The 12,132-nt window shown below is 57.4% G+C and carries 13 protein-coding genes; 2 read left to right on the forward strand and 11 right to left on the reverse strand.

The annotated features are described in order from the left end of the window. The first annotated feature begins 2 nt into the window (after positions 1–2). Positions 3–1,166, forward strand: coding sequence for an acetyl-CoA C-acyltransferase FadA (gene fadA, locus KB892_RS24450; RefSeq protein WP_004152058.1), 1,164 nt, complete (start codon positions 3–5; stop codon positions 1,164–1,166). A 107-nt stretch (positions 1,167–1,273) separates the two neighbouring features. Here the strand turns inward: fadA and fre are convergent, their stop codons facing one another. Beyond that, positions 1,274–1,975 carry an NAD(P)H-flavin reductase gene (fre, locus tag KB892_RS24455; protein WP_002883448.1) on the reverse strand — a complete coding sequence of 234 codons (702 nt, stop codon included), beginning with the start codon at positions 1,973–1,975 and terminating at the stop codon, positions 1,274–1,276. A 49-nt stretch (positions 1,976–2,024) separates the two neighbouring features. Then, on the reverse strand, positions 2,025–3,500 hold the full coding sequence (ubiD, locus tag KB892_RS24460) for a 4-hydroxy-3-polyprenylbenzoate decarboxylase (RefSeq protein ID WP_002883447.1): 1,476 nt from the start codon (positions 3,498–3,500) through the stop codon (positions 2,025–2,027). 178 nt (positions 3,501–3,678) lie between these two features. Here ubiD and rfaH point away from each other — a divergent pair, with 178 nt between their 5' ends. Further along, positions 3,679–4,167 carry a transcription/translation regulatory transformer protein RfaH gene (gene rfaH / locus KB892_RS24465; RefSeq protein ID WP_002883430.1) on the forward strand — a complete coding sequence of 163 codons (489 nt, stop codon included), beginning with the start codon at positions 3,679–3,681 and terminating at the stop codon, positions 4,165–4,167. On the opposite strand, the gene tatD is transcribed toward rfaH, so the two are convergent. The 9 genes from tatD to udp all read right to left on the reverse strand — a co-directional run bounded on the left by tatD (position 4,164) and on the right by udp (position 12,130). After that, positions 4,164–4,967: a 3'-5' ssDNA/RNA exonuclease TatD gene (gene tatD / locus KB892_RS24470; protein ID WP_004146458.1), complete on the reverse strand. Its 804-nt coding sequence runs from the start codon at positions 4,965–4,967 to the stop codon at positions 4,164–4,166. The two genes, rfaH and tatD, sit on opposite strands and share 4 nt — an antisense overlap. Before the next feature lie 32 nt (positions 4,968–4,999). Next, the gene (gene tatC / locus KB892_RS24475) at positions 5,000–5,779 is read right to left on the reverse strand and encodes a Sec-independent protein translocase subunit TatC (protein ID WP_002883427.1); all 780 of its coding nucleotides are present in this window, start codon (positions 5,777–5,779) and stop codon (positions 5,000–5,002) included. A gap of 2 nt (positions 5,780–5,781) precedes the next feature. Then, a complete protein-coding gene (gene tatB / locus KB892_RS24480) occupies positions 5,782–6,318 on the reverse strand; it encodes a Sec-independent protein translocase protein TatB (RefSeq protein WP_002883426.1) in 537 nt (178 codons plus the stop codon). 3 nt (positions 6,319–6,321) lie between these two features. After that, a complete protein-coding gene (gene tatA, locus KB892_RS24485; RefSeq protein WP_002883425.1) occupies positions 6,322–6,573 on the reverse strand; it encodes a Sec-independent protein translocase subunit TatA in 252 nt (83 codons plus the stop codon). A gap of 129 nt (positions 6,574–6,702) precedes the next feature. Further along, a complete protein-coding gene (gene ubiB, locus KB892_RS24490) occupies positions 6,703–8,343 on the reverse strand; it encodes a ubiquinone biosynthesis regulatory protein kinase UbiB (RefSeq protein ID WP_002883424.1) in 1,641 nt (546 codons plus the stop codon). Next, positions 8,340–8,945, reverse strand: a complete 606-nt coding sequence (gene ubiJ / locus KB892_RS24495; RefSeq protein WP_002883422.1) for a ubiquinone biosynthesis protein UbiJ — start codon at positions 8,943–8,945, stop codon at positions 8,340–8,342. The genes ubiB and ubiJ overlap by 4 nt, the downstream gene beginning before the upstream one ends. 13 nt (positions 8,946–8,958) lie before the next feature. After that, the gene (ubiE, locus tag KB892_RS24500; RefSeq protein ID WP_002883421.1) at positions 8,959–9,714 is read right to left on the reverse strand and encodes a bifunctional demethylmenaquinone methyltransferase/2-methoxy-6-polyprenyl-1,4-benzoquinol methylase UbiE; all 756 of its coding nucleotides are present in this window, start codon (positions 9,712–9,714) and stop codon (positions 8,959–8,961) included. 70 nt (positions 9,715–9,784) lie between these two features. Further along, positions 9,785–11,233, reverse strand: coding sequence for a DNA recombination protein RmuC (rmuC, locus tag KB892_RS24505; protein WP_002883420.1), 1,449 nt, complete (start codon positions 11,231–11,233; stop codon positions 9,785–9,787). A gap of 135 nt (positions 11,234–11,368) precedes the next feature. Next, positions 11,369–12,130 carry a uridine phosphorylase gene (gene udp, locus KB892_RS24510; protein ID WP_002883419.1) on the reverse strand — a complete coding sequence of 254 codons (762 nt, stop codon included), beginning with the start codon at positions 12,128–12,130 and terminating at the stop codon, positions 11,369–11,371. Positions 12,131–12,132: the final 2 nt, after the last annotated feature.

The raw sequence follows: 12,132 nt of genomic DNA on the forward strand, positions 1-12,132 counted from the left end.
CAATGGAACAGGTTGTCATTGTCGATGCAATTCGCACCCCGATGGGCCGTTCGAAGGGCGGCGCATTTCGCCACGTGCGCGCGGAAGACCTCTCCGCGCACCTGATGCGTAGCCTGCTGTCGCGCAATCCGTCGCTTGAGGCAAGCGCGATAGACGATATCTACTGGGGTTGCGTGCAGCAAACCCTCGAGCAGGGTTTTAACATCGCCCGAAACGCGGCGCTGCTGGCGGAGATCCCGCATTCGGTACCAGCAAATACGGTCAACCGTCTGTGCGGTTCTTCCATGCAGGCGCTGCACGATGCGGCCCGTATGATCATGACCGGCGATGCCAGCGTCTGCCTGATTGGCGGCGTCGAGCACATGGGCCATGTGCCAATGAGCCATGGCGTCGATTTCCATCCGGGCCTCAGCCGCAACGTGGCAAAGGCGGCAGGGATGATGGGGCTGACTGCGGAGATGCTGGCGCGTCTGCACGGTATTAGCCGCGAGATGCAGGATCAGTTCGCCGCGCGCTCTCACGCTCGTGCCTGGGCCGCAACCCAGTCCGGCGCATTCAAAGCGGAGATTATCCCCACCGGCGGCCACGATGCCGATGGCGTACTCAAGTCCTTTAACTATGACGAGGTGATCCGCCCGGAAACCACCGTCGAGACGCTGTCCACGCTTAAACCGGCGTTTGACCCGGTGACCGGTACGGTAACGGCGGGTACCTCTTCCGCCCTTTCCGATGGCGCAGCGGCGATGCTGCTGATGAGCGAAAGCCGCGCTCGCGAGCTGGGGCTGAAGCCGCGCGCTCGCGTCCGTTCAATGGCGGTGGTCGGCTGCGACCCGTCCATTATGGGTTATGGCCCGGTTCCGGCCTCAAAGCTGGCGCTGAAAAAAGCGGGCTTATCCACCAGCAATATCGACGTTTTTGAAATGAATGAAGCATTTGCCGCGCAGATCCTACCGTGTATTAAAGATCTGGGCTTAATGGAGCAGATCGATGAGAAGATCAACCTCAACGGCGGGGCGATCGCGCTCGGTCATCCGCTGGGCTGTTCCGGGGCGCGTATTAGCACCACGCTGATCAACCAGATGGAGCGCAAAGACGCTCAGTTCGGCCTCGCCACCATGTGTATCGGCCTGGGACAAGGGATCGCTACCGTGTTTGAGCGGGTTTAAGCGAAAGGGTATCTCAACGCCATTGCCACCAGAACCTGGCGGCTATGGCGAAGAGAGCAGGTTTAGTTGCCGTTCTTCCCGCCTGTCAGGGGCGGGTTTTTTTATTTTCAGATAAACGCAAACGCATCGCCAAACAGGCGATCTTCACGCGCGCCGCGCTCATTACAGAACAGGTCGCGAGCGATCTTGGCCATCTCAAAACGACCAGCAATGTAGATGTCATGCTCGGCCAGCGTACCGTAATCCTGCAGCACGGCGGTGAGTACCGTACCTGAGCGACCACGCCACCCTTCTTCCGGCTGTTCAACCACCGGCTCGATGCGCAGATTCGGATGCTTGATGCTTAACGCTTCCAGCTCGGCCAGATCGTACAGATGCTTAGCCTCGCGACCGCCCCAATAAATGGCGATATCGCGATCCGGGTTACGCGCCAGCGCGCTTAACAGAATAGAACGCACATAAGAGAATCCGGTACCGCCGGCGATCAGAATCAGCGGGCGATCTTCGTCATCGCGCAGCCACGCTTCGCCATGCGGAATATCAACCTCAATTTCACGCTCTTTCAGAATGCGATCCATGACCGCCATCGCGTACAGATTGAGCTCCGAGGCGCCGATATGCAGCTCGATAAATTCCTGTTCCGCCGGCGTGGAAGCCATGGAGAACGGGCGCTTGTCGCGCTCATCCATTACCACCATCAGATACTGGCCGGCACGGAAGGAAAATGCCGCTTCCGGCACTAATCGAACACGATATACGGTATCGGTAATCGCCTCCACCGAGGTCACTTTACAGCTTAAGGTTGTCATGCGTCCCCTCTGTCGGGTCAATAGAGCAAAACAGCGGCGTTAGCCCCGCTTACTGTTGTTTAAAGATGGCCAGTTCATCCCAGATGGCGTCAATACGCGCCGTAACGGCAGGATCTTTTTTGATTGGGCGACCCCATTCACGCTGGGTTTCGCCAGGCCATTTATTGGTGGCATCCAGCCCCATTTTTGAACCCAGGCCGGAAACCGGCGAGGCAAAATCCAGATAATCAATTGGCGTATTCTCTACCAGTACCGTATCACGAGCCGGGTCCATACGGGTAGTGATCGCCCAAATCACATCGTTCCAGTCGCGTGCATTGACGTCGTCATCGCAGACAATCACGAACTTGGTGTACATAAACTGGCGCAGGAACGACCAGACGCCCATCATTACGCGCTTGGCATGTCCCGCGTACTGTTTTTTCATGGTCACCACCGCCAGGCGATAGGAGCACCCTTCCGGCGGCAGATAGAAATCAACGATTTCCGGGAACTGCTTTTGCAGGATCGGGACGAAGACTTCATTCAGCGCCACGCCCAGCACCGCTGGCTCATCGGGCGGTCGGCCGGTATAGGTAGAATGATAAATCGCGTCTTCACGCTGGGTAATATGGGTTACCGTAAACACCGGGAACTGGTCTACTTCATTGTAGTAACCGGTGTGGTCGCCATACGGGCCTTCCGGCGCCATTTCACCGGCCTCAATGTAGCCTTCTAGCACAATTTCCGCGCTGGCCGGCACTTCAAGGTCATTGGAGACGCACTTAACCACTTCGGTCTTGGTGCCGCGCAGCAGGCCTGCAAAGGCATATTCCGACAGGGGATCGGGCACCGGCGTCACCGCGCCAAGAATGGTTGCCGGATCGGCGCCAAGCGCCACGGAAACCGGGAAGCGTTCGCCCGGACGCGCCGCGCACCACTCCTGGAAATCCAGCGCGCCGCCGCGATGAGACAGCCAGCGCATAATCAGTTTGTTTTTGCCGATCAGCTGCTGGCGATAAATTCCCAGGTTCTGCCGCTCTTTGTGCGGCCCGCGGGTTACCGTCAACCCCCAGGTGATCAGCGGCGCGGCATCTTCCGGCCAGCAGGTCATAATCGGGATTTTATTCAGATCGACATCATCGCCCTGGATGATTTTTTGCTGACAGGGGGCGCCACGCAGGCGTTTGGTCGGCATATTCAGCACTTGCTTGAACTGCGGCAGCTTATCAAACAGGTCGCGGAAGCCTTTTGGCGGCTCAGGTTCTTTCAGAAAGGCCAACAGTTTACCCACCTCGCGCAGCGAACTGACATCCTCCTGCCCCATCCCCAACGCCACGCGACGCGGCGTGCCGAACAGATTGCACAGCACCGGCATGGTATAGCCTTTCGGATTCTCAAACAGCAGCGCCGGGCCGCCGGCGCGCAGAGTCCGGTCGGCAATTTCGGTGATTTCCAGGTGAGGATCGACCGGCAGAGTGATACGTTTTAGTTCGCCCTGTTGTTCCAGGAGTGTCAGAAAGTCGCGAAGATCGTGATATTTCATGGAAGTGTTATTGACCTCTCTACAGGCGGCTAATTATACGGTGTTCGACGGCGCGATGCTGTAATTTTGTTAAATTAGCGTGAAAGAACGCTGAAATTTGGATTTCAATTATAATGGCTTTCGCGATTACACCAGCCATTTGTTATGCTTGCCGTTATTAGAAGTGGAATGAGTCATTATGCAAGCCTGGTACTTACTGTATTGCAAACGTGGGCAGCTACAACGAGCCCAGGAACATCTGGAACGTCAGTCAGTTAACTGCCTGATGCCGACGATTGCGCTGGAAAAAATCATTCGCGGTAAACGCACCATGGTCAGCGAACCGTTGTTCCCGAACTACCTGTTTATTGAGTTCGATCCAGAGGTGATTCATACCACCACCATCAGCGCCACTCGCGGGGTTAACAACTTCGTGCGCTTTGGCGCCCTACCCGCTATCGTCCCCTCGGCGGTCATCCATCAGCTTTCTATCTACAAACCGGAAGGGATTACCGACCCGGAAACGCCGCATGAGGGCGATAGCGTGCTAATCACCGACGGCGCGTTTGAAGGCCTGGAGGCGATCTTCACCGAGCCCGACGGCGAAGCGCGCTCTATGTTGCTGTTAAACCTGCTGAATAAGCAAGTCCTGCAGAGCGTTAAAAATACCGACTTCCAGAAAATCTAAACGCCGTTAATGTCAACGCCAAACAGCGCCCTGACGTTTGCGTCCGTTTGCGCCTCCAGCCATTGCGCCTCCTCGCCGCGCCAGGCCGCGACGCTGGCCAGGATATGCGGCAAATACGCGGGCTCGTTACGCCGCGAGGCCGGTTTCGGCTTGAGGTCGCGCGGCAGCAGATAAGGCGCATCGGTCTCCAGCAGCAGACGTTCCGCCGGGATCGCCGGCAGCAGCTCGCGCAGCTCCAGTCCCCGCCGCTCATCGCATACCCAACCGGTAATACCGATAAACAGGCCCAGATCCAGGCATTCCTGCACCTCGCTGCGGCTGCCGGTAAAGCAGTGCAGCACCGCGCCCGGGATCTTCTCAAGCCAGGGTTTAAGCAGCGTCAGAAACCGATCGTGGGCGTCGCGGCAGTGCAAAAACACCGGCATCGACAGCTCAGCGGCCAGCGCCAACTGGGCGCTGAACGCTACCTCCTGCTCGTGCGGCGTGGAAAAATTCCGGTTAAAATCCAGACCGCACTCGCCTATCGCCACCACCTGCGGCTCGCCGGCGAGGGTATAAATCGCCTCGGCGACCGCTGGCGTCCAGCTGCTACCGTCATGGGGATGAACCCCCGCCGTGGACCAGCAGCCGGAATAGCGGCTCGCCAGTTTCTGCGCCTGCTGGCTCTCCGCCAAATTTGTGCCGGTCAGCAGCATGCCGTTAACCCCCGCCGCCAGGGCGCGCGCCACTACCTCATCATGATCGCGGGAAAACTGCGAACTGGTCAGATTAACGCCGATATCAAACATGATCGCTCCCATATGCCAACCGCCCTGACGGGCGGTTGGCGGTATTACTCTTCTCTGTGCTCTGCGGCTTCAGCTTCGGCCGCGGCGTCGTCATCGCGCGTCAGGCGCTTCCCGGTGTAGAAGCGGGCAAAGAACACCCCGACTTCAAACAGACAGTACATCGGAATGGCCAGCAGTGTCTGCGAGAATACGTCCGGCGGCGTCAGCAGCATGCCCACCACGAAGGCACCCACCAGCACATACGGCCTTTTTTTACGCAAGTCTTCCGGCGTGGTAACGCCCATCCAGCAGAGCAACACAATGGCGACCGGCACCTCAAAGGAGACCCCGAATGCCATAAACAGCGCCATCACGAAGTCGAGATAGCTGCGAATATCGGTCGAGACCAGCACCCCTTCCGGCGCCGCATGGGTCAGGAAGCCGAACGCCAGCGGAAACACGACAAAATAGGCGAAAGCCATGCCGATATAGAACAGCAGGGTACTGGATACCAGTAAAGGCACCACCAGCCGGCGTTCGTGCTTATACAACGCCGGCGCGACGAAGGCCCATACCTGGTAAAGAATAATCGGCACCGACAGGATCACCGACACCATGAAGGTCAACTTTATCGGCGTAAAGAAAGGTGAAGCGACATCGGTGGCGATCATCGTCGCGCCCACAGGCATCTTACTGATAAGCGGGGCCGAGACCAGCTGGTAGATATCATTGGCGAAATAGACCAGCGCCAGGAAGATCACCAGAATAGCAATGATGCTGTTGAGCAGACGCTTGCGCAGCTCAATCAGATGCGAAATTAGCGGTTGTGTATCGTCTACGCCCATGTTTACGGTTTATCACTCGATGCGGGGGAAGAATGGGGAACTGCCGCCGTAGCGGACGTTTTCTCTGCCTGAAGGTCAGCCGGTGAAGCAGATTGCTCGTCGGCAACGGGATCTGGCGCATGAGCCGGAGCGCTGGCCTGATGTTCTGCCGTCGCCGGCGTGACGTCCTGGCGCTGCGCTTCGCTGCCTTTGACCACCGGATTAAGGATGGTATTGGCTTCGTCGCTGGCTTTTTCGGGATCGTGGGCGCTATAGGAGCGCTTCATCGACTCCGCGGCCTCGCGCAGTTCATCCATCGAGGCTTTCAGCTCCGGCGTCAGGTTATTCAGGCTAGCCTTTTCCACCTTCTTCAGGCTCTCCTGGAACTCCTGCAGTTTTAGCTCCTGGGCCAGCTCATTTTGTACCGTGGTCGCCAGCGAGCGTAACGTACGGATCCAGCCAACTACCGTTTTAACCGCTACGGGAAGCCGCTGTGGCCCCAGAACAATGAGGCCAATCACAAACACCAGCAGTAGTTCACTAAAACCAATATCGAACACGAGTTACACCTGCTCTTTGTCGTGGCGTTTTGTCTCGTCTTTTTTTGCATCATCCTGTTTATCGGCGATGGTTTTCGCCGTGAAATCTGCGTCTGGCGCCGACTTTTCGGGTTTATCATCATCACTCATGGCTTTTTTAAAGCCTTTGATAGATGCCCCTAAGTCAGACCCCAGCGAGCTCAGCTTCTTCGTCCCAAAAAGCAGAACTACGATGACGACAACAATTAATAACTGCCAAATACTGATACCACCCATACACGTTCCCCTATGACAGATGATGAATTGTGTGGACGCATTATACACGCCATCCTGCGAGCCGCCTCTTCGTCAGGCCGCCGACATGATTTTGCGCAAATAAGCCTGCGTCATGAAGAGGCGAACCGATCAGTGGGTTTTCCGCCAGCCAATAAGCCAGGTCACCACACCGCCGGCCATCAGCCAACCGGGCATCATTCCCCACTCAGGGCGATGGATAAAGAGCAGCGTACCACTGAGCAATAAAACCGCGCCTATACCAAACAGGTAACGGGATTGGCCCTGGCGCACATGACGCACACGCATATCCCGCACAATAGTATCGACGCTGGTCTGCAGCTGTTTGCTCTGCTGCAGGCTCTGATACACCAGCTCAGGTATTTCCGGCATTCTTTCGATCCAGAACGGCGCTTTGTCTTTAAACGCGCGCACCAGCGCCGGAATGCCGACCTGATCTTTGATCCACGACTCGAGGAAAGGCTTCGCCGTTTTCCACAAGTCTAACTGAGGATAGAGCTGCCGGCCTACCCCTTCTACGTAAAGTAATGTCTTCTGTAGTAAAACGAGCTGCGGCTGGACTTCCATATTGAAACGCCGCGCGGTATTGAACAGATTAAGCAGCACGTGGCCGAAGGAGATCTCCGCCAGCGGCTTCTCAAAGATCGGCTCGCAGACCGTGCGGATCGCGAACTCAAACTCTTCAACGTTGGTATCGGGCGGAACCCAACCGGAATCGACGTGCAGCTCGGCAACTTTACGATAATCGCGGTTGAAAAAGGCGATAAAGTTTTCCGCCAGATAGCGCTTATCTTCTTTGTTCAGTGAGCCGACAATACCGCAGTCGATGCCGATATACTGCGGATCTTCCGGATGCTCGTAGCTGACGAATATGTTGCCAGGATGCATATCGGCATGGAAGAAGCTGTCGCGGAACACCTGGGTGAAGAAGACCTGCACGCCCCGCTCCGCCAGCAGCTGCATATTGGTGCCCTGGGCCTCCAGCGCCTCCACATCGGACACCGGGATACCGTAAATGCGCTCCATTACCATCATGCTTTCGCTGCAGTAGTCGGGGTACACCTCCGGCACGTACAGCATCGGGCTGTCTTCGAAATTACGCCGCAGCTGAATAGCGTTGGCGGATTCCCGCAGCAGGTTCAGCTCATCCAGCAGCGTTTTTTCATATTCACGAACTACCTCCTGCGGGCGCAGACGACGACCGTCAGGCAGCAGACGCGGTACCCAGCGCGCCAGGCGGTAGATGAGCTTCATGTCCGCTTTAATGATCGGCAAAATATCCGGGCGGATAACCTTGATCACCACCTCTTTGCCATTCTCCTTCAGACGCGCGGTATGCACCTGGGCGATGGACGCCGAGGCTAACGGCTCAACGGAGAAATCATCAAACCAGGTCTCGACCGGCAGCCCCCCCATCGCTTTCTCTATCTGCTGCTGCGCGAGCTTCCCTTCAAAGGGCGCCACGCGGTCCTGCAACAGCGCTAGCTGATCGGCAATATGCGGCGGAAAGAGATCCCGGCGGGTGGAAAGCATCTGGCCGAATTTTATCCACACCGGCCCCAGCTCCTGGAGCGCCAGCCGAAGGCGGGCGCCAAGAGGCTGATCCTGATGGCGGTTTGGCATCCAGAACAGCATCCGCCGCCAGATACGCAGCGGCAGCGTGATCCGCATTTTGGGGATGAGCTCATCGAGCCCGTAGCTCAAAAAGGTGTGGATGATGAAATACAGGCGCCGTAATTCTCCTGGCGTCATTTGCCCTCCAGCGTTTCCAGCCGTTTTTCCAGTGCGGCCAGCGCGCGCTCAATAGCCGTTGTCTCTTCAGCAAACCAGGCCAGCTCCAGCGGCCCCGGCGCCAGGCGCCACTCTTCAGTGATCGCTTCCGCGACATAGCGCTGCTGGCGCTCTGCGCCCTTCAGCAGAAACTGAGCGCCGCCGCGCAGGACTTTACCGACGCCTTCGGCCACAATATCGCCGGTATAGGGCGCCAGCAGTTCAGCGGGATCAAACTCTGCCAGGTCGCACAGGGAGACCATATTCTGCACCACCTGCAGATCGCCCTGCACTTCCAGATCACCGCTGCGAATAAGCGCCGTGAGCTGCTGACGATTGCGCAGTTTTGGCAGCACGCTGAGCCGGGTAATCACGGTGCAATCGGCCTCTCCGTCCCAGGCGCTCAGGACGTCAACCTGGCGTTCGCTGAATACCAGCACCACGGGCGTGGCGAAATCCTGCAGCTGGACCCGCAATACCTTGCCCAGCAGGCGCTGGCGAGCGGGTTTAAGCGCTTTGTCGCGCCAGAGGAAAGTATTCAGCGCCGTTTCAATGCCAGCGGTAACCAGGGGTGTGAAAGGCATAGCGTCCCTCCTGTCAGAACTTGTAACCGCGATGCAAAGCAACGATACCCGCCGTCAGGTTGTAGTAATCCACGTTTTCGAAGCCCGCATCCTGCATCATCCCTTTCAGGGTTTCCTGGTCCGGATGCATACGAATAGATTCCGCCAGGTAGCGATAGCTGTCGCCATCTTTTGCCACCAGCTCGCCCACCTTCGGCAGGATATGGAAGGAGTAAGCGTCGTAGGCTTTGCTCAGCGGTTCGATAATGGGTTTAGAAAACTCCAGCACCAGCAGACGTCCGCCCGGCTTCAGCACGCGATACATCGAACGCAGCGCTTTCTCTTTGTCGGTCACGTTACGCAGACCGAAAGAGATGGTGATGCAGTCAAAGGTATTATCAGCAAAAGGCAGGGCTTCCGCGTTGGCCTGAACATACTCAACGTTGCCTACGATGCCGATATTGCGCAGCTTTTCGCGGCCCATTTTGAGCATAGAATCATTGATATCAGCAAGCATGACGCGGCCGGTTTCCCCTACCAGGCGGGAGAACTTGGCCGTCAAATCACCGGTACCACCAGCCAGATCCAGCACGGTCTGCCCGCGACGTACGCCGCTGCAGTCGATGGTGAAACGCTTCCACAAACGATGGATCCCAAACGACATCAGGTCGTTCATCACATCATATTTTGCGGCGACAGAATGGAATACATGCGCCACCATATCTGCTTTCTGCTCTTTAGCGACCGTCTGAAAGCCAAAGTGCGTCGTTTCTTGTGAATCCTCAACCATCTCTATGCCTGCTTGCTTTTCAAGAAAATGTTCACTGAGTGTATCAGACTCAGCGCATTTCCCATACGTTTCAGCGTGGCGGAGCCGCCTCCCGGCTACGCACCGTCTCGGCAGAGTCGGGTGAAAATGCGTCATTTTCCGGCAGGTTATCCTCATCTTCGAGACGATATTGCTCGTCCTGAGCCGTAGCTTGTTCGACTAAATCAGGATTAATCCCGCGCTTGACCTCCACGCCCAGGCCGCGAAAGGCCTCCGCCTGGGCCAGCAGATTGCCACGCCCGGAAGCGAGCTTTTTCATCGCCTGGCGATAGCTCTCTTGCGCCTTATCCAGGCTCTGGCCGATGGCGGACATATCATCCACAAACAGGCGCATTTTGTCGTAAAGGCGCCCCGCCCGCTCGGCAATCTTTTGCGCGTTACGACTCTGGTGCTCATAGCGCCACAGATTGGCGATAGTGCGCAGGGCTACCAGCAGCGTCGTCGGGCTAACCAGCATAATATTATTTTGCAACGCCTCGCTGATGAGCTCAGGCTGGCGATCGATGGCCAGCAGGAACGCCGGCTCAACGGGAATAAACATCAGCACATAGTCGAGCGAGCGCAGGCCAGGCAGCTGTTGATAATCCTTGCGTCCCAGCAGGCGAATATGGTTACGCACCGAGGCAAGGTGTTCCTGCAGCGCGACTTCGCGGGTGTAGTCGTCTTCGGCGTTGAAATAGCGCTCATAGGCGACCAGGGTCATTTTGGCGTCGATCACCACGTCCTTACCCTGCGGCAGGCGCACGATAACGTCCGGCTGCATCCGCGAGCGGTTGTCGGTCTCAATACTGACCTGAGTCTGGTACTCATAGCCTTCGCGCAGGCCGGAGGCCTCCAGCACGCGGGTTAAGACCACTTCCCCCCAGTTGCCCTGAGTTTTGTTATCCCCCTTCAGAGCTTTGGTCAGGTTCAGCGCCTCCTGTGCCATCTGCGCGTTCAACTGCTGCAGATTGCGGATCTCATGCGCCAGGGTATGTCTTTCACGCGCCTCCTGGCCAAAGCTCTCCTGCACCTGGCGGCGGAACCCGTCCAGCTGTTCGCGTAGCGGCGTCAGCAGGCCATGCAGGCTCTGGCGGTTTTGCTCATCGACCCGCCGGTTGCTGTGTTCGAAAATACGGTTGGCGAGGTTTTCAAACTGCTCGCTAAGGCGCTGCTCGCTGTTCATCATCTGGCGGATCTTATCTTCCGCATGCAGCTGGGTGGATTCGAGCCGGGTGGTGACCTCACGGAGATCGGCCTCGAGCGAGGTATTGATATCCCGTAGGCTGCGCAGCTCGTTGTTCAGCAGCTCACACTCCTCACGCCAGTGGGCCTCCTGCGCCAGTTGCTGGCGGGCGGCGCTCAGCTCAATATCCAACTCTCGCCGTTCCTCGATGAGATCGGCCCGAATTTGATCGGCGCGCGCTTTGGTCGCCAGCCAGCCGACCATTAACCCGGCTGCCAGTGCGATAACCGCGCTGATAATAATGGAGAGATCCACGACGCCCCCTGCGATAACCTGATGACACAAAATAGAATTGTGCTGTACAAACGTCCAGTTTAAAAGGAATTTCCTGCGAGAGGCGACGCAAAAAAGAAAGGCCGGAGGATCCGGCCTGACAGGGAAAGTGTTGAGTTACAGCAGACGACGCGCCGCTTCCACGACGATTTTCACCGCGTGGCTTTCGGTTTGCTTCATGGTTTCGGCGTTAGGGATCTCTTGCTGGGTACGGTTCACGATAACCCCAGCCACCATCCCGGCGCGCAGGCCCTGGCTGGCGCACATGGTCAGCAGCGTGGCGGATTCCATTTCATAGTTCATCACGCCCATTGCCTGCCACTCTTCCATTGAGCCCTTGAAGCGGCTCACGACGCGGCCGGAGAAGGTGTCGTAACGCTCCTGGCCCGGGTAGAAGGTATCCGAGGAAGCGGTTACGCCGATATGGGTGGTGGCGCCGATTGATTTCGCCGCTTCCACCAGCGCGGTGGTGCAGGCGAAGTCTGCGACGGCCGGGAATTCCATCGGCGCGAAGTGCAGGCTGGCGCCGTCCAGACGAACGGAGGCGGTAGTCACCAACACATCGCCAACGTTGATGTGCGGTTGAATCGCACCTGTGGTGCCGATACGCAGGAAGGTACGCACCCCCAGCTGCGCCAGCTCTTCCACGGCGATGGAAGTCGACGGGCCGCCGATGCCGGTAGAGCAGACGATCACTGGTTTGCCGTCCAGCTCCGCGCGCCAGGAGGTAAATTCGCGGTGAGATGCCAGTTTAACCGGCTTATCCATCAGCGCGGCGATCTTTTCCACACGCTCCGGATCGCCAGGGACGATAGCCAGCGTAGCCCCTTGTAAATCGTTCTTGGTGAGGCCGAGATGAAAAACATCAGACTTGGACATAA

This window comes from Klebsiella sp. P1927, from assembly GCF_018204675.1.
Taxonomy (GTDB): domain Bacteria; phylum Pseudomonadota; class Gammaproteobacteria; order Enterobacterales; family Enterobacteriaceae; genus Klebsiella; species Klebsiella pneumoniae.

Coding starts and splice junctions, on each gene's coding strand:
- fadA (WP_004152058.1), top strand. CDS start 3: ATGGAACAGGTTGTCATTGTCGATGCAATTCGCACCCCGATGGGCCGT.
- fre (WP_002883448.1), bottom strand. CDS start 1,975: ATGACAACCTTAAGCTGTAAAGTGACCTCGGTGGAGGCGATTACCGAT.
- ubiD (WP_002883447.1), bottom strand. CDS start 3,500: ATGAAATATCACGATCTTCGCGACTTTCTGACACTCCTGGAACAACAG.
- rfaH (WP_002883430.1), top strand. CDS start 3,679: ATGCAAGCCTGGTACTTACTGTATTGCAAACGTGGGCAGCTACAACGA.
- tatD (WP_004146458.1), bottom strand. CDS start 4,967: ATGGGAGCGATCATGTTTGATATCGGCGTTAATCTGACCAGTTCGCAG.
- tatC (WP_002883427.1), bottom strand. CDS start 5,779: ATGGGCGTAGACGATACACAACCGCTAATTTCGCATCTGATTGAGCTG.
- tatA (WP_002883425.1), bottom strand. CDS start 6,573: ATGGGTGGTATCAGTATTTGGCAGTTATTAATTGTTGTCGTCATCGTA.
- ubiB (WP_002883424.1), bottom strand. CDS start 8,343: ATGACGCCAGGAGAATTACGGCGCCTGTATTTCATCATCCACACCTTT.
- ubiJ (WP_002883422.1), bottom strand. CDS start 8,945: ATGCCTTTCACACCCCTGGTTACCGCTGGCATTGAAACGGCGCTGAAT.
- ubiE (WP_002883421.1), bottom strand. CDS start 9,714: ATGGTTGAGGATTCACAAGAAACGACGCACTTTGGCTTTCAGACGGTC.
- udp (WP_002883419.1), bottom strand. CDS start 12,130: ATGTCCAAGTCTGATGTTTTTCATCTCGGCCTCACCAAGAACGATTTA.